This is a genomic window from Odoribacter sp. (assembly GCF_985060555.1).
Window position 1 is genome coordinate 1 of sequence record NZ_CFKYFN010000047.1, and the last position, 24,969, is coordinate 24,969.

The window sequence follows — 24,969 nt, forward strand, 5'->3', positions numbered from 1 at the left end:
ATCGCACGGGCGCTTAGCTCAGTTGGTTCAGAGCATCTGGTTTACACCCAGAGGGTCGGGGGTTCGAATCCCTCAGCGCCCACAAAAGGAAGTCAAAAAGGCTTCCTTTCTTTTTTCCCGTAGTTAAAGAGGTGCGATGGGATCGATCGGAAAATCTGTTTTTTTCATGTCATAAGGGGCAAAGTCCCGAATAATCCCTCGGCGTTTTTTACAGTCCGACCGTAACGGGTCATACGGAGATCAGTTCATAATCGAGTGTCCCGACCCCTATTTTTTCTGCGTGTTGAAGTCCGGCCAGCCAATTGGTATCGGGATGGATCAGATGGAATTTATCCGTCCCTTGCAGGTGTTCATGGGGATGAGCTTCCGAGAGTTTATTCCCTCCGATGACAGGGGCTGCAATGACCAGGTCGGCACAGGCTTTATCGAGCGCAACCGGATCGAACGAAGCCAAAATTCCCAGATCCGGAATAATAGCAGCATCATTGTGATTCCAGCAATCACATTCGGGGGATACGTTCATGATAAAGCTGATGTGGAAATGAGGTTTGTCCTTTAGTACGGCCTGTGTGTATTCTGCTATTTTATAATTCAGGCGTTCGGAAGTGTCGCTTTCGCCCATCACGGCGGCATCGTATTGACAAAGTGCCACGCATTGACCACAACCGACACAACGTGAATAATCTATTTCTGCAATATGTTGTGCATCGAAGTGGATGGCTTCGTGGGCACAATGTTTGATGCAGATACCGCATTTCTTACAGTTTTGGCTATCGATAACGGGTTGGGAAGCAGAATGAAGTTCGAGTTTCCCTCCTACACTGGCACATCCCATGCCGAGGTTTTTCAATGCTCCGCCGAATCCAGCCTGTTCATGTCCTTTAAAATGGTTCATCGTGACGATGATATCCGCGTCGGCAATCGCTGCTCCGATTTTCGGAGCCTGACAATATTCTCCCCCGATTTCTATTTCCCTGTACTCCGTCCCTTTAAGTCCGTCGGCAATGATTACCTGGCATTGAGCGGAAATCGGATTGAAACCGTTTTCCATAGCACTTTGCAGATGGTCTACGGCGTTGGCCCGGCGTCCGGAATAAAGCGTGTTACAATCTGTCAGGAAAGGTTTGGCACCTAAAGAACGTAAAACTTGTACCAGGCGGGCGGCATAATTGGGCCGTATGTAGGCTAGATTTCCGGGTTCTCCGAAATGAATCTTTATTGCTGTAAACTGCTGTTCGAATGAAATATCGGCAATACCTGCTTTTCTGACCAAACGCTCCATTTTATCCAACAGATTGCTGTTGGGGGTGGTCCTCAGGTTGGTGAAATATACTTTGGCTTTGTTCATGATGGTTATTTGTCGGCAGGATAAATGATCCCTGATTGTTTGCGTACTTCATCGATGATTTCAAGCGTGGCGAGCGAATGATCATGACTATTGATCGTCGATTCGCATAGCCTTCTTTCTATCAGATCGATAAATTCCGCTATTTCATAATAATATTCGTTGTGTGAGGCCGGGACCGAAAGATCCTGGATTTGTCCCCCTTTGGGGATAAATTTTACTTCACGGATGGTTTGAATACGATCTAAAATAAAAGTTCCTTTTTCTCCCTGGATTTCTGCAGGTAAAAAGGAATCTGCAATCTTTGAATACAGAACGGTAGCATTCAGGTTTTCGTATTCGAAGTTTACAGCCCCTTGGCCGTCTACTCCTGTCGAAAGTTTCAATCCTGTGGCGCTAATACGTTTAGGGCGGCCGAAAAGGACGACCAGGGGATATACGGTGTAAACTCCTAAATCCATCATAGCCCCGTTCGAAAGTTCGGGATTAAAAGCATTCAATACAATTCCCGCTTTTAATTTGTCATAACGCGAAGAATATTGACAATAGCTGGCAAAATAGCGTCTTAAGCATCCTGCTTCCGCTAAATGCCGGCGAAGTTGCCGGAAGTTAGGGGTAAGAGTCGATTTCATGGCTTCCATCAAAGTAACGCCATTTTGCCGGGCTACCCGGATCATTTCCCTGGCTTCTTTTGCATTAGAAGCCAGGGGCTTTTCGCAAAGGACGTGTTTCCCTTGTTGCATGAAAAGAATACTCAAAGCCGCATGTAAAGAATTAGGGACAGCGATATATACGGCATCGATTAAAGAACTGGCTGCCATTTCTTCGGGCGAAGTGAAGAGGTGTGGTATGCCGTGCTTAAGGGCAAAAGCCTGGCCCGTTTCCCTGCTTCGCGAACAGACGGCCGTGGCTTCGAAACGCAACTCTTCGCGGGCTGCTTCAAGAATCCAGTCGGTAATAAAATTGGTACCTATTATTCCGAAACGTACTTTTCTCATACTTTAGAGTACTTTCAATTCAACGACTGCCGGACAGTGGTCCGAGTGCTTTACCTGGGGTAGAATATAGGCATCTTTTAGCAGAGGGATGACTTCCGGGCTGACCATGCAGTAGTCGATACGCCAGCCTTTATTGTTGTTCCGCGCATTCGCCCGGAAACTCCACCAGGTGTATTGATGAGGTTCTTCGGGATGAAAATACCGGAAAGTATCGGTAAATCCTGATTCCAGGAACAGGCTCATCCATTCCCGTTCTTCGGGTAGGAAACCACTACTGTTGGCATTCCGTACCGGATCGTGAATGTCGATCGGACGATGGCAGATGTTATAATCCCCGCAAAGGATCAGTTTTTTACGGGTTTTGCTGAGTTTCATAACATAATGCCGGAAGTCTTCGAGCCATTTCATTTTAAAGGCTTGTCTTTCCTCTCCGGTGGTGCCTGAAGGATGGTAGACACTGACAATAGAAAGGTCGCCGTAATCGGCCCGCAAGAAACGTCCTTCCCGATCGTATTCCTGCATCCCCATTCCGTATTCCAGATGATCGGGGGTGATTCTAGTCAGGATGGCTACCCCACTGTAGCCTTTTTTCTCGGCTGAGAAAAAGAAAGAACGATAACCTAAAGCTTCGAATTCAAGTGTGGGAATTTGATCCGGTTGGGCTTTCGTTTCCTGTAAACAGACAATATCCGGTAGCTCTTCTGCCAGCCAGTCCGTAAATCCTTTCGATAAAGCACTACGCAGGCCATTGACGTTATAAGTGATAATTTTCATAATTGATTTTCTTTATTACAAAATTAAAAAAATATTGGTAATAGAATCATCCGAAGAATCAATTGTGAAATTAAAATTTGATCTTGCCGGCCAAAACACTGATCCCCACAAATCAGACTTTTTGATTTGTGGGGATAGCTCCTCAGGTAGTCCCTGATTTTAAATGTTATAGAAAGTCGTAAACGCTTTGATCACATAATCCTGATCGAGCACACCGGCTGTTTCACGAACAGAGTGCATGGCCCACATGGGGTTACCTATATCTACTCCGCGCATTTCCATTTGCGTCAGGAGGATATTTCCCAAGGTAGAACCTCCTGCCATATCCGAATGATTGACAAAAGTCTGATAAGGTACACCGGCCATCTTACAAATTGTAGCGAATACAGCTGCCGAATCACCGTCAGTTATATATTTTTGGTTTGCGTTGATTTTGATTACCGGTCCCTGGTTCATGATCGGATGGTTGGTCGGATCGTGTTTTTCGGGATAATTAGGATGCAAGGCATGAGCCATATCGGCCGAGATCATAAAAGAATTGTGTATGGCCCGGTAGAGCTCTTCGATTTTATAACCTTGGTTGAAAGCTACCCGTTCCAGAATAGTCCGCAGTATCGGTGATGCTGCACCTTGTTTGGTGCCGCTGCCTACTTCTTCGTTGTCGAAGATGGCTAACACTTTGGTCTTATTACATGGCTTGGAATCGAGAAGAGCCGTCAGGCCTGCATGAACCATAGCCAGGTCGTCCAACCGGCCGGAAGAGATAAATTCGTTGTTTAGTCCGAATAAAGTTCCTTTACCATATTCATATAAGGTGAGGTCGAAATCCAGGATATCTTCTGCCGGAATATTCATTTCCTGAGCAATAAGCTTCAGAAGGAAATTGTCTTTTTCGAAAGTCTCGTTGATCATGGCTATGACAGGAAGCATATCTCTTTGCTTGCTGAGCGGATTACCCTGATCGTTTACTGCCCGGTTGAAATGGATGGCGATATGGGGTATTTCAAGCAACGGCCGGTCGAAATTGATGAATTGAGTGGCCGGTTTAAGGGGTTTGTCACTCTTGACCATGACCCGTCCGGCCATAGACAGAGGCCGGTCGAACCAGGTATACATGATCGGGCCTCCGTAAACTTCTGTGTTCAGTTTCAGGTATTTCCCTTCCACCGGCATTTCTGCATGGGGTTTGATCCGGAAAGTCGGAGAATCACTATGTGCACAAATCAGTTTAAAGCCTTCTTCTGCCAAATTACCGTTGCCCGGAATAAAAGCATATAAAGAAGAATGATTCTTGGTCACGAAATATTTACCCCCGTGTTCGATATGCCAGGCTTCTCCTGAAAAAAGCTGTTTGAAACCATGAGCCTGAAGGCGTTGTTTGATGCTGAGGACAGCATGGAAGTTGGTCGGACTCTCGTGTATAAATTCGAGCAGATCCAAAGCGGCTTGTTTTTCCATAATTTATAGATTTATTTATAACAATTTTATTAGCGACAAATATACCATCGGTGGATGATCATTTTTTACCGACCTTAAATTAGAAAGAATATTTTAAATAACCTGCTCCTTCCGGGAAACATTTTGAATGGAAATGCCGATTTTTTTGTGGTTTGAAAAAAAATGGATTTGTTTTAGTGGTTTTGTTGTGTTTAATGTATTGATTATGAATAATTATAGATTATTTGAATTGTGTTGTAAATATTATTGATTTGATTTATAATTTAAGCGGTTATATATTTGTATCAAAGAAATAAGAAATAGTAGAAATCAATTAAAAATAAGAATTATGAAAACGAAAAATTTAATCGGATTGGATTCAGAGAATGCTCAACAAGTAGTAAACCTTTTAAATGAGTTGTTAGCCAACTATCAGATTTATTATCAGAATCTGCGTGGATTTCATTGGAACGTCAGAGGTAACCGTTTCTTCGTTCTGCATGCTAAATTTGAAGAGTTGTACAACGATGCTATCGAAAAGGTAGATGAAATTGCTGAACGTATTCTTACTTTAGGTGGTGTACCTTTGCATTCTTATGCAGCTTATACTAAAGTGGCTACTTTGAAAGCTAAAGAAAATGTTACTGACGGAGATGCTTGTTTGCGGGCTGTTGTAGAGGATGTGCAGGTATTGTTGAAACAGGAACGTGAAATTTTGAGTGTCGCTGCAGAGATTGGGGACGATGGGACTCAGGATGTGTTTTCTTCTTATGTTTCAAGTCAGGAAAAGCTGTTGTGGATGCTCGATGCCTATCTGAATCAGAAATGAGTAAGGTAAAAGGTATAAAGTAAAAAGTAAAAGGTGGAGAGATCGATTTTCCACCTTTTACTTTTTACTTTATACCTTTTACTTCTTCTTTCGCTTTGCTTTGTGTCACAAGGTACACACCTGTAAATACCAGTAAAGCGGCGATCGGTTTGTCCCAGCTGAATACATCTTGTCCGATAAGAATCGCTATAATGGAAGCGATGATCGGCTGTAAATTGTTGTACATACTGGCTGTAGTGGGACGAATTCGTTTCAAAGCCATAGGAACCAGGAAGTAAGCGATGCCGGTTGCCATAATGACTATATAACTCAGTTTCAGGATAACGAATGGGTTGCTTTCTGTGCCGAAGACTTTAGCTTCCGGCAGATCGGAAATACCGGGAGGAAAAGAGATAAGGGCTGAAAATAAAAACATCCATTTCATCAGAGTGATGGCGGAATAACGTTGTGAGATAGGACGGGTGATGACTAAATAGATGGCATAAGTGATTACATTAACGATGCAAAGTAGGTTACCTATCCAATTGCCGGATGAATCGGTATTTATAGCCGACGATTGAAAAATGATCAGTAAGGCACCCGATGCTCCGATCAAAACTCCGGCAGCTTTTTTGAATGTGACGGGCTCTTTTAATATCAGGGCTGCGATCAGCATAACCGCGAGCGGGGTCATGGCTGCAATGATGGTAATATTGACCGGTGAGGTGTACAGAAGGGCATTGGCAAAAGATACTTGTGCCCCTACCAGACCGAATAAGGCACCCCCAAAGATCGTCCATAGATCCCGTTTTCCGACTTCTTCTTTCGGAGCCAGTAAGCCGATACCCCAAAAAACAAGGGTAGCAAAAACCATCCTTACAAAGGTAAGAGCATACGGACTGATCCATTCCGGGACAATGGTTTTCGCTATGGGCGTATTTAAGCCGAAAATCAGATTCGTAGCCAGTATTGCTCCATGTCCCAGCCATTTGTCTTTTGTCATCTTGTTTTTTTTGTTTTCTGCGGTAAATATAAGATAAATCGGCCGAATAATCTTATTTCTCGCTATTAGTAATTTTACTACTTATCAAAAAAAAGGGAGAAAAAAAAGATTATATAAAAAATAACTCTTAACTTTGCATTTGTCAAGTTTCCTATCGAAGTGTCGATTGGAATTAAAAGGGAATACCGGTGAGAATCCGGAGCTGTACTCGCAGCTGTAAGTCCTAATTAAAGTTTATCGCACTCTTTGCCACTGGTGAAAGCTGGGAAGGCGCGATAAGCGGGATGAGCCAGAAGACCTGCTTGATGAGATATGATTAGTGACCACGGGATAATTGGCATTAAATCAAAATGAACAGAGGCTCCTCCAAAGATTACCTGCATTCTTTTTGATAACCGATTTCTCATTCGTTGCAAATCTATCGCAAAGAAAACGAATGTGTGCTTAAACTTTTTTGTTTAACTTTTAATAATTGAGTTATGAAAAAGAATTTTAGATTTATGGCAATGGCAGCTGTAGCAGTTGCCGCGGCCGTGTTTACGGGATGTTCATCCGATGATGACTTCCTTACTCCGTATGAAGAGAGTGCGATTCAAACCCGCGCTATGAGTTCTACCAATGCGATTATCAATTTTGATAACGCATCCGAAAATGTAATGGCTTCCGACCAGTATGGAGCCAACCTCTATTCGGCAACCGCAGATGGAAATCAGGTAACGACCGGCTACATCGCTCGAATCGGAGAAACCGACACATATATTCAATTCCCGATTAATTATTTGAAACAGGAATGGGTTACCGGACAACCTTGGCAATATGAGTATTGGAATGGAGGCTTTGCTATTTCCAATTTTCATAACATGACACAAGGTGACTACCAGAATCAATGTAGCGTGTATTGGCCTAACGGTGGTCATAGCGGTAATAATTTCGCTGTAGCTTTCGGTTATAGCGATTCATATAATGATTCACAAACAACCTATGACAAGTGTGCCAAGATATATCTGACTGATTCAACTGGATACAAAGTTACAATCCCTAATCGTGCTGTAACTGGAATGGCAAAAACCGGAAGATTCAATAGTCTTTGGGTCTGCAACACGACTTATGCTTATCTGGTCATGAAGGATGGGAACTCGTTTACCCAAGGTTCTTTGCAAGAACAAAACGGATGGTTCAAAGTGGTATTTGTTGCTTTGAATGCAGAAGGACAACCTACCGGTAAGAAAGTCGAATATTATTTGGCAAACTTTGATTCAAGCAAAAATACGGAATCAGGCTTGACGAATCAAATCCGCATGGGTTGGAATCAGGTGGATTTAAGCGGTTTAGGAGATAGTGTGTGTACCGTTGCGATTAACTTCGAAGGAAGTGATTCAAGCACGTACGGCCTGAATACTCCGGCTTATGTTGCCATAGACGATATAGATGTAACTGTAAACTAACATGAATCGGGGGCAAATGCTTTTTAACGATAAATAAAAGTGTTTGCCCCTTTTTATATCCCCGCTGGAGATTGACAAGCTACTTTCTTCAAGGGATTTTTTATTGATTAAAATCATCAACATGAAGAAGTATTTGCTTTTATTCTCCATAGCGGTATTTTTATTCTCTTGTAACAAGGACGAAGAAATATCGCAAGACGTGACCGTTCCCCCTGTTATCGAGTTGGACAGCGAGGACGGTATTTACGTGGTAAAGATAGGAAAAGAGGTCGTTATCGAGCCGACCTATCAAAATGTCGATTACGCCGTTTATTCATGGAAATGCAACGGCCGCATTATTTCCGATGAGCCGCAACTGATATACACTTTCGACGAATGCGGATCGTATTACGTTACCCTGCGGGTGGACACGAGAGATGCCAGCGCGGAAGAGGAGATCCGTGTGAAAGTCAATGAACTGGCGCCTCCTGTCATTTCATTGGTAACTCCCTCGACGGGGCTCAAAGTTGTTGCGGGACGTGAATACATCCTTACCCCTGACATTCAAAATGCTGAAGGAGCTACATACTTGTGGACTCTTGACGGGAAAGAGGTCGGCACGGAAAATACCTATACGTTCAAGCAGGATAAACTGGGGACTTATGAACTGACTCTGACCGTCACGAATGAGGACGGCAAAACGGAAAAGACAATCACAATCGAGGTGGTCGATAAACTTCCGATCGGAATAGAGATTCCGTCATCTTTGTACTTTGCCGAAGATAACACGAAATATATAGAATTGGGTCGTACCCTGTTTATTCGTCCCTACGTGTCGGTAAATGCCGAACCTTCTTACCAGTGGAGTTTGGACGGACAGGAAATCGACGGAGCCAATGCGTTGATATACGGATTCAAACCTACCCAAACCGGAGAATACACACTTACTTTTACGGTGAAATACAATAATCAAGATACGAAGGCAGCCGTTCTTACCCGGAATATTTCGGCCTCCGGCGTAGATGAAGTCAGTGTCGATATTCCGGTGAAATGTTGCGAAGCAACCGAGAAAAGAGCGTTTGCTGCCGGAAATTCCATTTACAGTAATAAGGTATACGAATTTGTTCCTGCTCCCGGACAATTCGTAAACGAAACGAATACGGCAGGATTCAACGGAGAACGTACACATGAATCCGCTTGTGCTTATGCCCAAAAACGCCTCGATAATGAGAAATACGTTTCTCTCGGCGGTTGGGGCGGATATATCGTAGTAGGATTCGACCACAGCATTGAAAATAAAGGCGGTTATGATTTCTCGATCAAGGGGAATGCTTTCGATTCATCGAATGAACCGGGTATCGTTTGGGTTATGCAAGATGTCAATGGGGACGGATTGCCCAACGATGAATGGTATGAATTGAAAGGCTCGGAATATGGAAAACCCGAAACCATTCAGGATTATGCCGTGACTTATTTCCGACCCGGTCTCAATATGGATACACCATGGCAGGACAACAAGGGGAATACGGGTGCGATTGACCGTCTTGGTAACTATCATCCACAAGAGTTTTATTACCCCTTGTGGATTGAAGCGGATTCTTATACGCTATACGGCACATGCCTGAAAGCGCGCACGGAACAAAGTCCTACTACGGGAATGTGGTCCAATAATCCGTTCGGCTGGGGATATGCCGACAATATCGGCGATGATATGCCTGACAAAAATAATCCCGGAGCGGCGGCAATCGGCAACTTCTTCAAGATTTCCGATGCAGTCAATATCGACGGAACCTCGGCGAATCTGACCCATATCGATTTTATCAAGGTGCAAACCGGGGTCAATGTCAAAGCGGGTTGGTTAGGTGAAAATTCCACGGAAGTATTCAAGTTCTGTGACGAAAATAACAATAATGACAAATAAGATTCCATCATGAACAAGCTATATTATTTCATCCTATTCTGTTTCGCTGCACTCTGTTTTACTGCGTGCAGTGATGACGATCTGGAATTCAGCGGAATAGAGGGTAAAGATCATTATATTTCCGATTTTGCCCTGAATGTTGGTGGTATTACTTATCAAGCCACGATTGCCGGGGATAAGATTACTGTTGAGATTCCATACAACACCGATTTGAAGGGTGCAACAGCAGCCTATACTTTAAGTGAAGGAGCCACCATTAACCCCAACCCATCGACCATACAGGATTGGGAGAATGAATGGAAATTCGTTGTTACCTCCAAAATGCAGGAAAGCAAAGTATTTTCCTATACATACCGATATGCCGACATCGAGCAGAGCGGCAGCGTGGTTCTCGCCACACAAGCCGAAGTGGATAATTTTGCCGAGACCGGAATAAATAGAATCGACGGCAACCTAACCATCGGAACGGCTGACGGGGAAGAAATCACCAATTTGGAAGGGCTCGCCAATTTGAAACAGATAAGCAACACCCTTATTCTCAATCCCTCCTACAAGGGTGCCGATTTGTCGGGACTGGACAATCTGGAGCAACTCGGCAGTTTCAAATTAGGCTCAATCATTTCTACGAGTAAAAATACTACGCTCAAAACGGTTAATCTACCCTCCTTGCTTGGAGTGGTCAGTGATTTTGTTATTAACAGTTCCGTCATTGAAAAAGTTTCCATTCCTAAGGTCACAACCATCGGCGAAGATCTGTATGTGACCTCTGACGCGTTACTCGATTTGGATGCAAATGCAGTCGAATCTATCGGTTCTTCCTTAATTGTTAAGGGTTCTGTGATACAAAAAGAATCAGCGACAACCGAAGCAATTGTCTTTTCAGCGCTCAAACGGGTTGGGAACGAACTTACAATACAGTATTTTCCCAAATTGCAAGGAATTTATCTGCCTGCATTAGAAAGTGTTGCAGGTACTGCCTCATTTACCGATATGGCCTTAATCGGGAGTATTGCAATGACTGAATTATATTCGGCAGGAGGTCTGACTATAAAGAATTGCAAAGAAATATCCACCATCGAGCTACCCGGCCTTACATCCTGTGGAGAGTTCAGTGTGGATGCAAACAAAGTCAATAAATTCAATATATCCGCTTTAAGGGACGCATTTGGAAATATGACTTTGAGCAATTTGCTCATTGAAGAGCTGGATTTGTCCCGAATAAATTTTAACGGGAATACACTTACCTTACAGTGTAACCGATTAAATAAGATTGTAGGATCGGAAACATTTAACGGTAATTTGCTGTTGCTTCCCAAAAACTGTCGATTGACAGAATTTACTCTGGAAGGTATCTTGAACATGCAAGGTAACTTTGAATGTAAAGATTATTTTTATGTCAAAAGGTTCATTATGCCATTTGTCAATGTGGCAGGAGATATAACCATTGCTTTGAATACTGGTTCTGTTGATACGGGAGCGGAAATCGAATTTCCTAAATTGCAGGAAATCGGAGGTGCTTTAACATTAGGAAAGAATATAAATGCAAATAAGATCGACTTCCCTTTGTTGAAGAGAATTCTCGGTTCATGTTCAGTTACTACATCATCCCTCAAGGATGACATCGAATTTTCTAATTTGGAAAGTATTGGAACAGAGGCAGGGAGCACACAGGCCGAATTTAATATTAACAAAACTAATATTTTATGCCCCAAATTAAAAACAATACACGGTGGCGTCAATATCATTACCGATGTTGCTATGTTTGGAATGACGGCAAATAATATATCTTATCCTAACGTGGAATCCATATCCGGAGATCTTTCAATAACATGCCCTTTCTCTGCTTTTGGTCCAAACGGCATAGTATCCATAGATTTTTCCGGTCTCAAATCGGTAAAGAGTATTAACATAAGCGGTCAAGGGGATATAAACAACTTCAGTACTTTCAAATATCTGTTCGAGAACAACATTCTTACAGAAGCATCTCAATGGGATGTAACGGATTGTGGCTACAACCCCACCTACCAAGACATGAAAGACGGGAAGTACAAGCCGGCTGAATAGATAACCGAACAATAAATTTTCTGCCGATCCTCGGTATGGATACCGTAAGGTACACATACCGGGGATTAACCGTAACAATAAAGATATGACCCGTCACAAACTGAAATACCTGCTGTGGAGCGCAATTGTGTCGCTGTCTCTCGCCTCCTGCATGAAGTGGGACTACGGCGATGCGGTGGAGGAGTTCAATGCCTCCGGAGCAGGACTGTTCATCACCAACGAGGGCAATTTCCAGTACGGCAACGCCACACTCAGCTACTACGACCCCGCGACCAAAACGGTGCAGAACGAAATCTTTTTCCGCGCCAACGGCATGAAGCTCGGCGACGTGGCGCAGTCGATGTGCATCCACGACGGCAAGGGCTGGGTGGTGGTGAACAACTCCCACGTCATCTTCGCCATCGACCTGAACACCTTCAAGGAGGTGGGACGCATCGAAAACCTCACCTCGCCGCGCTATATCCACTTCCTCTCGGATGAGAAAGCCTACGTCACCCAACTGTGGGACAACCGCATCTTCATCATCAATCCGAAGAAATACGAAATAACCGGTTACATTCAGGTGCCGGACATGACGATGGAGAGCGGCTCGACCGAACAGATGGTGCAGTACGGCAAGTACGTCTACTGCAACTGCTGGTCGTACCAGAACCGCATCATCAAAATCGACACCGAGACCGACCAAGTGGTCGACGAACTGAAAGTCGGCATCCAGCCCACATCGCTGGTCATGGACTGCAATAACAAGATGTGGACGGTCACCGACGGCGGTTACGAGGGCAGCCCCTACGGCTACGAAGCCCCGTCGCTCTACCGCATTGACGCCGAGACGTTCACCGTGGAGAAGCAGTTCAAGTTCAAATTGGGCGACTGGCCCTCGGAAGTGCAGCTCAACGGCGAGCGGGACAAGCTCTACTGGATCAACAAGGACATCTGGTGCATGGACGTGAACGCCGCCCGTGTGCCGGTGCGCCCGTTCCTTGAATACAGCGGCACGATTTATTACGGACTGACGGTAAACCCCGCCAACGGGGAGGTGTATATAGCAGACGCCATCGACTACCAGCAGCAGGGCAAGATATACCGTTATTCGCCCGACGGCGAACTGCTCGACGAATTTTATGTCGGCATCATCCCCGGTGCGTTCTGCTGGAAATAAAAAAGGAGGCAATATGAAAAGACTATATCTGTTATTCGCTTTGGCTGTTTGTCTCCCCGCCGCACTCTTTGCGCAGCAAACGGAAAGCAAGAAGAAATCGGCCTGGCATCTGACCATCCCCGAAGTCACGGTCATCGGTCATCGGCCGATGAAAGACATCGGCGTGCAGAAGACGAAGTTCGATTCGGTCGCGCTCAAGGAGAACATCGCCCTCTCGATGGCGGACATCCTGACGTTCAATTCGTCGGTCTTCGTCAAGAGCTACGGACGCGCGACGCTCTCGACGGTCGCTTTCCGCGGCACGTCGCCCTCGCACACGCAGGTGACATGGAACGGCATGCGCATCAACAATCCCATGCTCGGCATGACCGACTTTTCCACCATACCGTCCTATTTCATCGACCAGGCGTCGCTGCTTCACGGCACCTCGTCGGTGAACGAGACGGGCGGCGGTATCGGCGGCCTCGTCAAACTTGCCACGACGCCCCATGTAGGCGAGGGCTTCAACGTACAGTACGTGCAGGGCGTAGGTTCGTTCAAGACGTTCGACGAGTTCCTGCGCCTGACCTACGGCGGCGACCATTGGCACGTCTCCACCCGTGCGGTCTACTCCTCGTCGCCCAACGACTACAAGTACACCAACCACGACAAGAAAATCAACATCTACGACGACGACAAGAACATCGTCGGACAGTATCATCCCGTGGAGCGTAACCGCAGCGGGGCTTTCAAGGACCTGCACCTGTTGCAGGAGGTGTATTACGACACGCGCAAAGGCGACAAACTGGGGTTGAACGCCTGGTACATCCATTCCAATCGGGAGCTGCCGATGCTCACGACCGACTACGGCGACGCGACCGATTTCGAGAACCGCCAGCGGGAACAGACGTTCCGCGGCGTCGTGTCATGGGACCACATTAAAAGCAACTGGAAAGTCGGCGTGAAAGGCGGCTATATCCACACGTGGATGGCTTACGACTACAAGCGGGAGGTAGCCCCCGACAACTGGGCCTCCATGACGCGTTCGCGCAGCAAGGTGAACACGTTCTACGGTCAGGCGGAGGGCGAGTACAGCCCCTCGAAACGGTGGTTCTTCACTGCCAACGTTTCGCTTCACCAACATTTGGTGCGCAGCGAGGACAAGAACATCATCCTGCAAGACGGCAACAAGGCCATCGTGGGCTACGACAAGGGGCGCGTGGAACTCTCGGGCTCCCTTTCGGCCAAATGGCAGCCCATCGACCGCATGGGGCTGTCGGTGGTGCTGCGCGAAGAGATGTACGGCGATAAGTGGGTGCCGCTTATCCCCGCATTTTTCATCGACGGCATCTTGTCGAAAAAGGGAAACATTGTCGCCAAGGCCTCCGTATCGCGCAACTACCGCTTCCCGACACTGAACGACCTCTACTTCCTGCCGGGCGGCAATCCCGACCTGAGAAACGAGCACGGATTCAGCTACGACGCGGGCGTCAGTTTCGAGGTCGGCAAAAAGAGTATCTACAAACTGAGCGGCAGCGCGAACTGGTTCGATTCCTACATCGACGACTGGATCATCTGGCTACCCACGACCAAGGGTTTCTTCTCGCCGCGCAACGTGAAGAAAGTGCACGCCTACGGTGTCGAGGTCAAGGCGAACCTTGCCGTGCAACCGGCCAAGGATTGGCTTATCGACCTGAACGGCTCCTATTCGTGGACGCCCTCCATCAACGAGGGCGAGAAGATGTCGCCGGCCGACCAGTCGGTAGGTAAACAGCTGCCTTACGTTCCGGAACATTCCGCCTCGCTGACGGGACGCCTTTCATGGCGCTCGTGGGCGTTCCTCTACAAGTGGGCCTATTACTCGGAGCGTTTCACCATGTCGAGCAACGACTACACGCTGACGGGACACCTGCCGGAGTATTTCATGAGCAACATCTCGCTCGAAAAGGGGCTTTCGTTCAAGCCCTTGGATCTGCAACTGAAATTCGCCGTCAACAACCTCTTCAACGAGGATTATCTCTCGGTGCTCTCGCGCCCGATGCCAGGCATCAACTTCGAGCTGTTCATCGGCATCACCCCGAAGTTCGATAAAAACAAGAAAAAACAGTAAACGAAAATCCGCAACGATATGAAAACATGGAAAAACCTGAGCCTGATACTGCTGCTTGCGCTGGCATTGGCAGGCTGTCGCAACAAAAGTTCCAACCTCACCGATTTCAACCGGTCAGTCTATACGCCCGGATACGCCTCGGGCTTCGATGTCAAAGGCGCCGACGGCAGGCAGAGCGTATTGCTCACCGTTACGAATCCGTGGCAGGGTGCCGAGGGTGTCGAAACAGCCCTCTTCATCGCCCGCGACGGCGAGACCGCACCCGAGGGATTCGAGGGGCAGGTACTAGAAGGCGATGCCGGACGTATCGTCTGCGTGTCCTCGACCCATATCGCCATGCTCGATGCCATCGGCGAAGCCGGGCGCGTGGTCGGCGTGTCGGGCATCGACTACATCTCCAATCCCGATATTCAGGCACGCCGCGACAGTATAGGCGATGTCGGCTACGAGGGGAACATCAACTACGAGCTGCTGCTGTCGCTCGACCCCGACCTGGTGTTGCTCTTCGGCGTGAACGGGGCGAGCTCGGCGGAAGGCAAACTGAAAGAGACAGGCATCCCGTTTCTTTATGTCGGCGACTACTTGGAGGAGTCTCCGTTAGGCAAGGCCGAGTGGTTAGTGGCACTCTCGGAGGTCGTAGGCCGGCGTGCGGAGGGCGAAAAGGTCTTCGTGGAAATTCCCGTCCGGTACAACGCTCTGAAACAGCGGGTGGCGGACAACGCCCTCGACGCCCCGTCGGTGATGCTCAATACGCCCTACGGCGATTCGTGGTTCATGCCCTCGACCGGGAGCTATGCCGTGCGGCTGATTACGGATGCGGGTGGCGATTACATCTACAAGAAGAACACGGGCAACGCCTCGACGTCCATCGATATGGAGGAGGCTTACCTGCTGGCATCGGACGCCGACGTGTGGCTGAATGTCGGCATGGCGAACACGCTCGACGAATTGAAGGCCGCCTGCCCGAAGTTCGCCGACATCCGCTGCGTCCGGAACGGCTTCGTGTATAACAATAACGCCCGTATCAACGCCGCCGGGGGCAACGACTACTGGGAATCGGCAGTTGTGAATCCGGACATCGTGCTGCGCGACCTGATAAAGATCTTCCACCCCGAACTGGTGGAGGAACCGTTCGTCTATTACAAGCAATTATTTTAATTTTAAATACATCAAATTATGAAAGTGAAACTTTTTATTGTAGCCATTATTTGTTTGCTACAAAGTTGCTCAACAACAGATTTCTTAGATGAGCAGAGAGTTGAAACGATTTCAAATGATAATAATGAGGTCTCTTATGTTATTCCTCTTGAAGATGCACTAAAAAATGTCGAAAAGGTTCTTGACTGCATTAATGGTGCTTCTGTTTCAAGAGCATCATCTCTTAAATCTGTAAAGAATATACAAATTCTTTCTATTAGCAATACCATTTCTTCTCGTTCTTCTCACGTAAACGCTGACACTGCGATATATATCGTTAATTATGATGACGGTTTTGCATTACTGGGGGCAGATTATAGATTGGATCCGATATACGCGATCTCTACAGAGGGTAATTTTGATCTGTCTGATACTATCCAAAACAAAGGTTTAGCATTGTATATCAATAGCCTGAAATCTGAAATTACCACAAAAATTAATTCTAATGAATCTAATTCACGGGCTTCTATTCCGGAAGTCGATGGTAATATAAATAGTCCTTACCAAATAACAGATATTGCCCTTTCTTACAAACGGGGTCCATATGGTAAAAACCGACTTTGGGGACAAAGCACTCCGTTTAATTATTATTGTCCTACCATATCTGGGACCAAGACTCTTGTTGGATGCGTTGCGGTAGCTACCGGTTTAATTATGGCTCATCATCAACATCCCGATTTTATTGATGGGGAACCCCTAAATTGGACAGCAATAGAGAATGGGCAATCGGATTTGGCTTTGTTCTTATATCGTCTTGGAGGGTCTAAATATTTAGATATGGATTATGGTATTCTTTTAAGTGGTGCTCTATCTACTAATGTACCTAAAACTCTGAGATCATTAGGATATTCATGTGGAGAATTAGAAACATACGATAAAGATAAAATTGTAGCACATTATTCAGAATCGTTTAATCCAATATATATGAGAGGTAATACAGGCTCAGATGATTATGGGCGTTATACTGGAGGTCATGCTTGGATTATTGATGGGGCTATGGATATTTGGATGAAATACGTAATGCCGGGGCGATTAATGGAAACTCATGCTATCTATTTCTATTGTAATTGGGGATGGGAAGGAAGTGCCAATGGTTGGTATAAGCACTTTTCGTTAGCTCCCGTAAATGGGCCTGAATTAGTTGAACATGGGGACCAGAATTCTTCAGTCAATTACAATTTCAATGTTAATATACAAATGATTCTTGATATAAAGCCTTTGTAACATATGGATAGATATCTTATGATGACTCTACTATCATTGCTGTTTCTGTCTTGTTCTCATGAGGAAAATAGCCTTACGAGAAAGGATGGGGATTGGGATGATGACATCAAACTCTCAAAGCATGAAATAGTCTTTGGTTCTGACGAAGGAAGCGAAGTCATTAATTCGGAAGGCCTTTGGTGGTTGTCTGGAGTTAAGATTCCTCAATCAGACATTTGGTACAAAGGTAACGGAGACATCCATACTACCGGTGAACTTGGAACTTATGAATGGATGACATTGGAAAAGCCGACAAATAAATCACTTCTTATAAAAGTTGACAAAAACACCGGAGGAGAACGGAATTTCCAAATTGTGGTCACATGTGGCGACTTCTTTGACTATATCCTTGTAACTCAAAAAGGTGTGAAATAAATGCGCTCCCGCTCGGCCATACCCTTTACCGCATTGTCTGCACTTACGGCCGGTCTTTTTCTGCTGGATCTGGCCGTCGGTGCCGTGCGTATCCCCGTTGCCGACGTGTGGGCGGCCCTGACGGGCGGCGATTGCCCGCAAGCCACGGCGAAAATCGTGGTGAACATCCGGTTGATAAAGGCGGTGGTAGCTTTGCTGGCAGGCGCGGCGCTGTCGGTCAGCGGGTTGCAGATGCAGACGCTGTTCCGCAATCCGTTGGCAGGCCCCTATGTGCTCGGCATCAGCTCGGGCGCCAGCCTCGGCGTGGCGCTCGTGGTGCTTGCCGGCATCGGCTCGTCGATAGGCGTTGCCGCTGCTGCTTGGATAGGTGCGGCTGCCGTGCTGCTGGTAATCGCCACCGTAGGCCACCGCATCAAGGACATCATGGTCATCCTGATCCTCGGCATGATGTTCTCGTCGGGTGTCGGGGCGGTCGTGCAGATCCTGCAATACCTGAGCCGCGAAGAGGCTTTGAAAGCCTTTGTCATCTGGACGATGGGGTCGCTGGGCGACGTGACGGCGCAACAGCTTACTATCCTTGTGCCGTCAATCGTTGTCGGATTGCTGCTGGCCGTATGGACTATCAAACCGCTCAACCTGCTGCTCTTCGGCGAGGAGTACGCCGTGACCATGGGGCTGAATATCCGCCGCTCGCGCGGACTGCTCTTTCTCTCGACGACGCTGCTTGCCGGAACGGTAACCGCTTTCTGCGGACCGATAGGCTTCATCGGGCTGGCCATGCCCCACGTCGCACGGATGCTCTTTCGCAACGGCGATCACCGCGTGTTGGTACCGGGAACGATTCTTTCAGGTGCGGCGGTGCTGCTCCTTTGCGACCTCGTTTCCAAGTTCTTCACCCTGCCGATAAACGCCATCACCGCATTGTTGGGTATCCCGATCGTGGTGTGGGTGGTATTGCGCAACAAATCCTTTACGGCATGATACAACTGCACGATTTTTCCATCGGCTATGGAGAGCGCACGCTGCTCCACGAAGTGGAGGCCGCTATCCCGAAAGGCTCGCTGACAGCGCTTATCGGCCGCAACGGCACGGGCAAGTCGACGCTGCTCCGAGCCATAGCAGGACTCAACCGCCGCTATACGGGCGAGATACTGCTCGACGGACGCGATATTTCTGACATGAGAGCCGACGAAATGGCAAAGACGCTGGCATTCGTTACGACCGAGCGCACGCGTATCGCCAACCTTAAATGCGAGGACGTGGTGGCCGTCGGCCGTGCTCCCTATACCAACTGGATCGGACGGATGCAAGATGCCGACAGGGAGATTGTGGCATGGTCGCTCGCCTCGGTGGGAATGTCGGATTATGCTCGGCGAACAATGGACAAGATGTCGGACGGCGAGTGCCAGCGCATTATGATCGCCCGCGCACTGGCGCAGTCCACGCCCGTCATCCTATTGGACGAACCCACCTCGTTTCTCGACCTGCCCAACCGCTACGAACTCTGCTCGCTGCTGGCTCGGCTGGCGCACGACGAGGGCAAGTGCATCTTCTTTTCGACCCACGAACTCGACATCGCCCTGTCGCTTGCCGACAGCATCGCCCTCATCGACCCGCCGCAGCTGGTATGCCTGCCGACCGACGAGATGCGGCGGAGCGGCTGCATCGAACGACTGTTCAAGAATCAATGCGTATCATTCGATGCTGCAGCAGTTATAAAAGTACGGTCGTGACAACAGAATATACGATAGAATATTTTACGGCTGATATAGGCGTAGATGAATACATCGAACGCTTCCGCGACGAGGCTCGTTTCATCGAACTGTGTGAAAAGTGTCCTAACTTTGGCTGCAGTTGGGGGTGTCCTCCTTTTGATTTCGATACCGACGAATTTTTGCGCCAATATAAATATGCACACCTTATGGCGACGAAGATTATACCTGACCGAAATGATATTCCGGTGGAGATGACGCAGGAATTTATCAGGCCGGAACGGGTCAGGATAGAAAAGGAACTATTGGAAATGGAACGGAAATATGGAGGTCGTGGGTTTGCCTATGTCGGAAAATGCCTGTATTGCAGTGGCTCCGAATGCACCCGCAAACGCAACCGCCCCTGCCTGCACCCCGACAAAGTGCGCCCGTCGCTTGAGGCATTCGGTTTCGATATCGGTCGTACCCTTTCGGAACTTTTCGGAATAAGGCTCCTGTGGGGCAAGGACGGCATCCTGCCGGAATACCTCATGCTTGTAAGCGGGCTTTTTCATAATTCGGTGGCATATTGGCAGCGGTAATGCGACTGGCGAATATCTCTCGTAACAGTAATTGTGCCGTTTATTGTCATTCCGCACCTCCTTAATAAAGTTCTTAAACTTTACAGACTCATTTTTTTGTTGTAACATTGTGGTTTCGGAAACGTTTGAATTATTGTGGGTAAATACTAATATTAGAAAATGATTGTCTATGAAAAAGATGAAATTAGGTCTATTGCCTCGTATTATTATTGCTATTGCTTTAGGTATTGTGTGCGGACTTTTCTTTCCCGGTTGGATTGTCCGGATTTTTTTGACTGTTAATTCTTTGTTCGGTAATTTCCTGAATTTTATTATTCCGTTATTGATATTAGGCTTGGTGGCTCCCGGAATCGCCGATCTGGGGAAAGGAGCCGGACGTTTGTTGCTGATAACCGCTTTGCTGGCTTATGGTTTTACTTTGTTTTCAGGCTTTTTTACTTATTTTACCTGTGATCTTTCTTATCCCTGGTTGTTAAATACCTCCGATAAGCTGTCGGCTGTGGCGGATAATACCGTTGCCTTACAACCGTATTTCACTGTTGAAATGCCTGCTGTCATGGGAGTTATGTCGGCTCTGATATTGGCTTTTACGTTAGGTTTAGGAATGTCGGTGATCGACGGCAACCGGTTGAAGTCGGTTATGGATGATTTTAAAGACATTATCAATCAGGTGATTACTGCCGTGATTATCCCTGTTTTACCTCTCTATATTTTCGGTATTTTCCTGAATATGACCAATTCCGGGCAGGTTGCCGGAGTGATGAATGTATTTCTGAAGATTATTGTCGTTATTTTTGTGATGACCGTAGTCTTGTTGTTTATTCAGTTTTTTATCGCCGGTATGGTCGGTAAAAAGAATCCCCTCCGTTTGTTCCGCAATATGTTACCTGCTTATATGACTGCTTTAGGCACCCAATCTTCGGCGGCAACGATTCCTGTAACCCTGGAGCAAACGATACGGAATGGCGTACGTCCTGACTTGGCCGGTTTCGTTATCCCGTTGTGTGCTACGATTCATCTGTCGGGGAGTACCATGAAAATCGTCGCTTGTTCGATGGCCATCATGTTGATGAGTGGTATGGAAATAAATTTTGCCCAATTCGCCGGATTTATTATGATGCTCGGGATTGCTATGGTGGCAGCACCGGGTGTGCCGGGAGGTGCTATTATGGCAGCCTTGGGATTGTTACAGTCGATGTTGGGATTCGATGAAACTGCCCAGGGATTGATGATCGCACTTTATATTGCTATGGATAGTTTCGGTACGGCGACTAATGTTACCGGTGACGGGGCTATTGCAGTTATTGTAGACCGGATTAATTCCGGGAAATAGATACCTTTGTGAATACCGGATTTTTTGCCTCTGAATTATTTCTATATCTTTGCAGCGGAAAATCAAAATAATATGAACTTGAAGTATATACTGATCGTATGGGGAGCGATGCTATTTTGTGTGGGGTGTAGTGAAGATGACGTGGATTCCAGCTACTCGTTCGATGTGGCCGGGCTGAAAGCTACTGTGACAAATGACAAAGGAAGTGTTGTCGAGATGAATACTATTTTATTGGATTCTTTGCAACAACAGGGATTTGTAGGTGAAGTTAGTTTCTCTGAAGAAACCCGGGCCGAAAACGACCGTTTGGCTGAAGAAAAATTTGCAGAGAAACTGGAAAATATCAAAAATATCAAACCCGCCCGTTTGTTACAGCTTCTACCCGGAGAAAGGGTCATGGTAACTTTTGATTATCTGTTGAAACGCGGAAAAGATGTGCTCGAAGAGGAAGAAATAACCTTAGATGAGGCTATCGCGTTGTAGGGAACGGATTATTGTCCGTATCCAATGGTTCTGTCGGTAAATAATTGTTGTACAACGTATACCGAATCTTCGTAACTACCTGTATAATCCCAAGCAGATAAACACGACGGCTTGTACCATTCAGAAAAACCGCTTCGAATTTTTTTATAAACTACATTCCGTAGTTGAACCTTCAATCGGTCGATTTTGAAAATAAATATTAATCCTGATATTTATTGTTGTAATTTTGTTAATTATTTACTATTTTTGCATACCGAAAAGTATAAAAATATGCCGGATTTGAAAGATGAAATAGTGAATAAATCTTTTTTCCAATTTCTGAACAGAGGATATAAAGCTTGTTCGCTGAAAGATTTGGAGAAAGCTACCGGTTTGACGAAAGGTGCGTTTTATTATTATTTTCGGAATAAAGAAGAAATACTGAAAGCCGGTATCGAAAAGTATTTGTCCGTAGTCAGTGAGATAAGCGAAGAAGAGTTTTTGGAAGTCGGTTCATTGAAGGCCTACATAGATATCGTAGTGGCCCGGAAAGAACGAAGAGCTGAACAATTACAACAGATGTTCGACTTTTTTATTATAGATATCGCTTTTTTTCAGTTGGTTTTGGAAGTAGCCCCTCTCTTTCCGGAATATCGTAAATGGATTGACGAGTTGTCTAAAGATCGTTTGTCCCGTTGGGAATATATGATCTTGAAGGCGAAACAGCAGGGAGAGATCAAAGGTTCGCTCGATACTTCGGTATTGGCGCGTAACCTGATGTCGGTGTCGACCAGTATGTTGAATATCGAGTTGGGTACCGATAATTTGCACTTTATGTTTTCGGATATGCGTATGCAGTTTGAACAATATTATTTATTGATAAAAAAATGAATAATACCCGTCGGCAAATCATAGAAACCGCTTTTCTGCTCTTCTTGAAAAAAGGGTTTAAGGCTGTGCGGCTGAGTGATATAGAACGGGCTGCGAAAATTACCCGCGGTACTTTTTATTATCATTTCACCAATAAAGAAGAAGTACTGAAGGAGGGATTGTATTCTTATTATGCCTTGCTGAACTCAAAAAGAACCGAAGAATTCGGGCATATTTCGACATTGCGGGAATATGTCGACCTCACTATTCAGAAATTGACCGGGATACATAATTATTCAGCACGGACATTCAGTAGTGAAATTCCTGAAATTCTTTGCCTTTCGTTGATCGTGGAAGTGATCGCCCTATTCCCCGAATTTAAAAAAGTGGTTTTGGCTTCGAAAATGTTGCGACTTTCTAAGTTAGAACAGTTGATATTGAATGCCAAACGGGCCGGAGAATTGAGAAATGATGTGGATACCTCTATTTTGGCAAAGAATTTGCTGAATATTAGCGTCGGTGTGATAAACTATCTGATCATGCATCAGGATATATCTTATGCATTGTCGGCGGTGAGATCACAATATGAACAACTTTATTCTCTGGCTGTCGGAGAATAATTTTTTTATTGAAATACATACCGAAAAGTATAAAACAAATTACGTTATAATAGATAGAATTTATTATTCAATAACCGATCATATGAAGAAGTTGATTTGTGGAATATTAATGTTAGGAACGATTGCCGGTGTATATGGGCAAAAAGTGATGAGCTTGGAAGAGTGCAGGCTGTTGGCTCTGGAAAATAACAAAAAGTTGAAAATGGCCGATGAGCAGATAAACGCAGCAAAAGCTAAAAAAGAAGAGGCTTTTACCAAATATTTGCCTGCTTTGGATGCGATGGGGACTTATATGCGCAATCAGAAAGAGATCAATTTATTATCCGAAGATGCCCATTTGCCTGTCGGTACGATCGGACAAGACGGTAAATGGACGCTCGGTAAAGATCAGATTATGATCGGAGCAGACGGAAAACCTGTGATGAATAACGGCCAATATGTCCCTAAAGATTATGCTCTGTTGCCCAAAGAGGCGATGACCGTGGATGATAGAAATATGGCTCTTTTGCAGGTAGGACTGACACAACCGATTTATATGGGGGGTAAGATCAGAGCCTATAACCAACTGGCAGGGTTGTCCGAGAAATTGGCCGAGAGCGGGAGAGAACAGGAATTGCAAAATATTATCCAGGAAACCGACGAAGCTTATTGGCAAATCGTATCTCTGGTCAACCGACAGAAATTAGCCGTTAAATTTGTCGAGACTTTACAGAAATTCGAACATGATATCGAAGTGATGTACCGAACCGGCGTATCGACTAAGGCGGATATGCTCTCGGTGAAGGTAAAACTGAACCAGGCAGAGATGGCTCTGTTGCGGGTGGAGGACGGTTTGAGTCTGGCTCGTATGAATCTGAACCAAATCTGTGGATTAGCTGTAGATTCGGTTTATACCCTGCAAGAAGAATTATTGAATGTTTTGCCTCAGGCCGAACCGAAGTGGTTGAATATCGAGCAGGTATATGATAACCGTCCGGAGATCAGTAGCCTGACGCTGGCAACGGATATTTACCGGAAGAAAGAAAAGATTGCCCGTTCGGCTTATCTGCCGACAGTGGCTTTTATGGCTAATTATTTTGCCATGACCCCTTCTTTCTTCGATGGGATAAGTACCGGATTCGACGGGATGTGGAGTGTCGGTATCGGCGTTAAAGCACCTATATTCCATTGGGGGGCTTCCCGGAAAACGGTGCGTAGTGCCAGGGCGGAGACCAGTCTGATGAATTTTAAATTACAGGAAGCCCGCGAAAAGATAGAGTTACAGGTAAGCCAGGCCCGGTTGAAGGTCAAAGAAGCTGCCCGGAAGATGGAAGTGGCTGAAAAAAATCAGGTGAAGGCCGATGAGAATTTGAAGTATGCCAACCTGGGATTTCAGGAAGGGACGATCCCGGTATCCAATGTGTTGGAAGCCCAAACGGCTTGGTTGGCTGCTCATGCCGATTTGATCGATACACAGATAGAAATGAAATTGTGTGAAGTGTATTTGCAAAAAGCGTATGGTATATTAGGCAAAGAATAGAAATTATAAACGAAA

The 24,969-nt window shown here is 46.1% G+C and carries 22 protein-coding genes, 1 tRNA gene and 1 riboswitch; of the genes, 18 read left to right on the top strand and 5 right to left on the bottom strand.

The genetic code is table 11. The features are described from left to right. Nucleotides 1-7 precede the first annotated feature (7 nt). Nucleotides 8-82, top strand: a tRNA-Val gene (locus tag AC5RDS_RS06260). Nucleotides 83-229: 147 nt separating this feature from the next. Here AC5RDS_RS06260 and AC5RDS_RS06265 read toward each other — a convergent pair. The 4 genes from AC5RDS_RS06265 to AC5RDS_RS06280 form a co-directional block, all read right to left on the bottom strand. Then, nucleotides 230-1,348 (bottom strand): DUF362 domain-containing protein, encoded by a 1,119-nt coding sequence (locus tag AC5RDS_RS06265; RefSeq protein ID WP_022159804.1) that lies wholly within the window; start codon nucleotides 1,346-1,348, stop codon nucleotides 230-232. 5 nt (nucleotides 1,349-1,353) lie between these two features. Further along, entirely contained in the window at nucleotides 1,354-2,343 is a 990-nt protein-coding gene (locus AC5RDS_RS06270) for a Gfo/Idh/MocA family protein (RefSeq protein ID WP_013612940.1), read from the bottom strand. Nucleotides 2,344-2,346: 3 nt separating this feature from the next. Next, entirely contained in the window at nucleotides 2,347-3,117 is a 771-nt protein-coding gene (locus AC5RDS_RS06275) for an exodeoxyribonuclease III (protein ID WP_041556873.1), read from the bottom strand. Between the two features lie 159 nt (nucleotides 3,118-3,276). Then, nucleotides 3,277-4,575 (bottom strand): M18 family aminopeptidase, encoded by a 1,299-nt coding sequence (locus AC5RDS_RS06280; RefSeq protein WP_013612942.1) that lies wholly within the window; start codon nucleotides 4,573-4,575, stop codon nucleotides 3,277-3,279. Between the two features lie 328 nt (nucleotides 4,576-4,903). Here AC5RDS_RS06280 and AC5RDS_RS06285 point away from each other — a divergent pair, with 328 nt between their 5' ends. Beyond that, nucleotides 4,904-5,383, top strand: coding sequence for a Dps family protein (locus AC5RDS_RS06285; protein ID WP_013612943.1), 480 nt, complete (start codon nucleotides 4,904-4,906; stop codon nucleotides 5,381-5,383). Nucleotides 5,384-5,447: 64 nt separating this feature from the next. On the opposite strand, the gene AC5RDS_RS06290 is transcribed toward AC5RDS_RS06285, so the two are convergent. Beyond that, nucleotides 5,448-6,365, bottom strand: a complete 918-nt coding sequence (locus AC5RDS_RS06290; protein WP_013612944.1) for a DMT family transporter — start codon at nucleotides 6,363-6,365, stop codon at nucleotides 5,448-5,450. Between the two features lie 127 nt (nucleotides 6,366-6,492). Continuing rightward, a riboswitch (cobalamin riboswitch) is annotated at nucleotides 6,493-6,685 on the top strand. Between the two features lie 159 nt (nucleotides 6,686-6,844). On the opposite strand from AC5RDS_RS06290, the gene AC5RDS_RS06295 reads away from it, so the two are divergent. The 16 genes from AC5RDS_RS06295 (at nucleotide 6,845) to AC5RDS_RS06370 (ending at nucleotide 24,954) form a co-directional block, all read left to right on the top strand. After that, nucleotides 6,845-7,810 (top strand): DUF4465 domain-containing protein, encoded by a 966-nt coding sequence (locus tag AC5RDS_RS06295; protein ID WP_013612945.1) that lies wholly within the window; start codon nucleotides 6,845-6,847, stop codon nucleotides 7,808-7,810. A 121-nt stretch (nucleotides 7,811-7,931) separates the two neighbouring features. Then, entirely contained in the window at nucleotides 7,932-9,710 is a 1,779-nt protein-coding gene (locus tag AC5RDS_RS06300; protein WP_013612946.1) for a PKD-like domain-containing protein, read from the top strand. Between the two features lie 9 nt (nucleotides 9,711-9,719). After that, nucleotides 9,720-11,774, top strand: a complete 2,055-nt coding sequence (locus AC5RDS_RS06305) for an SGBP N-terminal domain-containing protein (RefSeq protein ID WP_013612947.1) — start codon at nucleotides 9,720-9,722, stop codon at nucleotides 11,772-11,774. A gap of 85 nt (nucleotides 11,775-11,859) precedes the next feature. Continuing rightward, nucleotides 11,860-12,933, top strand: coding sequence for a DUF5074 domain-containing protein (locus AC5RDS_RS06310; protein ID WP_013612948.1), 1,074 nt, complete (start codon nucleotides 11,860-11,862; stop codon nucleotides 12,931-12,933). A 13-nt stretch (nucleotides 12,934-12,946) separates the two neighbouring features. Further along, nucleotides 12,947-15,022 carry a TonB-dependent receptor plug domain-containing protein gene (locus AC5RDS_RS06315; protein ID WP_013612949.1) on the top strand — a complete coding sequence of 692 codons (2,076 nt, stop codon included), beginning with the start codon at nucleotides 12,947-12,949 and terminating at the stop codon, nucleotides 15,020-15,022. Between the two features lie 18 nt (nucleotides 15,023-15,040). Continuing rightward, on the top strand, nucleotides 15,041-16,180 hold the full coding sequence (locus AC5RDS_RS06320) for an ABC transporter substrate-binding protein (protein WP_013612950.1): 1,140 nt from the start codon (nucleotides 15,041-15,043) through the stop codon (nucleotides 16,178-16,180). Nucleotides 16,181-16,198: 18 nt separating this feature from the next. Then, nucleotides 16,199-17,443 (top strand): C10 family peptidase, encoded by a 1,245-nt coding sequence (locus tag AC5RDS_RS06325; protein ID WP_013612951.1) that lies wholly within the window; start codon nucleotides 16,199-16,201, stop codon nucleotides 17,441-17,443. Between the two features lie 3 nt (nucleotides 17,444-17,446). Beyond that, the gene (locus tag AC5RDS_RS06330) at nucleotides 17,447-17,857 is read left to right on the top strand and encodes a BACON domain-containing protein (protein WP_013612952.1); all 411 of its coding nucleotides are present in this window, start codon (nucleotides 17,447-17,449) and stop codon (nucleotides 17,855-17,857) included. Next, nucleotides 17,858-18,838, top strand: coding sequence for a FecCD family ABC transporter permease (locus tag AC5RDS_RS06335; protein WP_013612953.1), 981 nt, complete (start codon nucleotides 17,858-17,860; stop codon nucleotides 18,836-18,838). Beyond that, nucleotides 18,835-19,590: an ABC transporter ATP-binding protein gene (locus AC5RDS_RS06340; RefSeq protein ID WP_013612954.1), complete on the top strand. Its 756-nt coding sequence runs from the start codon at nucleotides 18,835-18,837 to the stop codon at nucleotides 19,588-19,590. Before AC5RDS_RS06335 ends, AC5RDS_RS06340 begins: the two co-directional genes overlap by 4 nt. After that, on the top strand, nucleotides 19,545-20,150 hold the full coding sequence (locus tag AC5RDS_RS06345; protein WP_049782981.1) for a DUF2284 domain-containing protein: 606 nt from the start codon (nucleotides 19,545-19,547) through the stop codon (nucleotides 20,148-20,150). Before AC5RDS_RS06340 ends, AC5RDS_RS06345 begins: the two co-directional genes overlap by 46 nt. 169 nt (nucleotides 20,151-20,319) lie before the next feature. Next, a complete protein-coding gene (locus AC5RDS_RS06350) occupies nucleotides 20,320-21,483 on the top strand; it encodes a dicarboxylate/amino acid:cation symporter (RefSeq protein WP_013612956.1) in 1,164 nt (387 codons plus the stop codon). 72 nt (nucleotides 21,484-21,555) lie between these two features. Then, entirely contained in the window at nucleotides 21,556-21,966 is a 411-nt protein-coding gene (locus tag AC5RDS_RS06355; protein ID WP_013612957.1) for a hypothetical protein, read from the top strand. Nucleotides 21,967-22,236: 270 nt separating this feature from the next. Beyond that, the gene (locus AC5RDS_RS06360) at nucleotides 22,237-22,836 is read left to right on the top strand and encodes a TetR/AcrR family transcriptional regulator (RefSeq protein WP_041556879.1); all 600 of its coding nucleotides are present in this window, start codon (nucleotides 22,237-22,239) and stop codon (nucleotides 22,834-22,836) included. Then, nucleotides 22,833-23,435 carry a TetR/AcrR family transcriptional regulator gene (locus tag AC5RDS_RS06365; RefSeq protein ID WP_013612959.1) on the top strand — a complete coding sequence of 201 codons (603 nt, stop codon included), beginning with the start codon at nucleotides 22,833-22,835 and terminating at the stop codon, nucleotides 23,433-23,435. The genes AC5RDS_RS06360 and AC5RDS_RS06365 overlap by 4 nt, the downstream gene beginning before the upstream one ends. An 82-nt stretch (nucleotides 23,436-23,517) precedes the next feature. Continuing rightward, a complete protein-coding gene (locus AC5RDS_RS06370; protein WP_022159800.1) occupies nucleotides 23,518-24,954 on the top strand; it encodes a TolC family protein in 1,437 nt (478 codons plus the stop codon). Nucleotides 24,955-24,969 lie beyond the last annotated feature (15 nt).

Coding starts and splice junctions, on each gene's coding strand:
- AC5RDS_RS06350 (WP_013612956.1), top strand. CDS start 20,320: ATGAAAAAGATGAAATTAGGTCTATTGCCTCGTATTATTATTGCTATT.
- AC5RDS_RS06310 (WP_013612948.1), top strand. CDS start 11,860: ATGACCCGTCACAAACTGAAATACCTGCTGTGGAGCGCAATTGTGTCG.
- AC5RDS_RS06280 (WP_013612942.1), bottom strand. CDS start 4,575: ATGGAAAAACAAGCCGCTTTGGATCTGCTCGAATTTATACACGAGAGT.
- AC5RDS_RS06365 (WP_013612959.1), top strand. CDS start 22,833: ATGAATAATACCCGTCGGCAAATCATAGAAACCGCTTTTCTGCTCTTC.
- AC5RDS_RS06340 (WP_013612954.1), top strand. CDS start 18,835: ATGATACAACTGCACGATTTTTCCATCGGCTATGGAGAGCGCACGCTG.
- AC5RDS_RS06275 (WP_041556873.1), bottom strand. CDS start 3,117: ATGAAAATTATCACTTATAACGTCAATGGCCTGCGTAGTGCTTTATCG.
- AC5RDS_RS06305 (WP_013612947.1), top strand. CDS start 9,720: ATGAACAAGCTATATTATTTCATCCTATTCTGTTTCGCTGCACTCTGT.
- AC5RDS_RS06325 (WP_013612951.1), top strand. CDS start 16,199: ATGAAAGTGAAACTTTTTATTGTAGCCATTATTTGTTTGCTACAAAGT.
- AC5RDS_RS06370 (WP_022159800.1), top strand. CDS start 23,518: ATGAAGAAGTTGATTTGTGGAATATTAATGTTAGGAACGATTGCCGGT.
- AC5RDS_RS06335 (WP_013612953.1), top strand. CDS start 17,858: ATGCGCTCCCGCTCGGCCATACCCTTTACCGCATTGTCTGCACTTACG.
- AC5RDS_RS06295 (WP_013612945.1), top strand. CDS start 6,845: ATGAAAAAGAATTTTAGATTTATGGCAATGGCAGCTGTAGCAGTTGCC.
- AC5RDS_RS06355 (WP_013612957.1), top strand. CDS start 21,556: ATGAACTTGAAGTATATACTGATCGTATGGGGAGCGATGCTATTTTGT.
- AC5RDS_RS06320 (WP_013612950.1), top strand. CDS start 15,041: ATGAAAACATGGAAAAACCTGAGCCTGATACTGCTGCTTGCGCTGGCA.
- AC5RDS_RS06270 (WP_013612940.1), bottom strand. CDS start 2,343: ATGAGAAAAGTACGTTTCGGAATAATAGGTACCAATTTTATTACCGAC.
- AC5RDS_RS06330 (WP_013612952.1), top strand. CDS start 17,447: ATGGATAGATATCTTATGATGACTCTACTATCATTGCTGTTTCTGTCT.
- AC5RDS_RS06290 (WP_013612944.1), bottom strand. CDS start 6,365: ATGACAAAAGACAAATGGCTGGGACATGGAGCAATACTGGCTACGAAT.
- AC5RDS_RS06345 (WP_049782981.1), top strand. CDS start 19,545: ATGCGTATCATTCGATGCTGCAGCAGTTATAAAAGTACGGTCGTGACA.
- AC5RDS_RS06265 (WP_022159804.1), bottom strand. CDS start 1,348: ATGAACAAAGCCAAAGTATATTTCACCAACCTGAGGACCACCCCCAAC.
- AC5RDS_RS06360 (WP_041556879.1), top strand. CDS start 22,237: ATGCCGGATTTGAAAGATGAAATAGTGAATAAATCTTTTTTCCAATTT.
- AC5RDS_RS06300 (WP_013612946.1), top strand. CDS start 7,932: ATGAAGAAGTATTTGCTTTTATTCTCCATAGCGGTATTTTTATTCTCT.
- AC5RDS_RS06315 (WP_013612949.1), top strand. CDS start 12,947: ATGAAAAGACTATATCTGTTATTCGCTTTGGCTGTTTGTCTCCCCGCC.
- AC5RDS_RS06285 (WP_013612943.1), top strand. CDS start 4,904: ATGAAAACGAAAAATTTAATCGGATTGGATTCAGAGAATGCTCAACAA.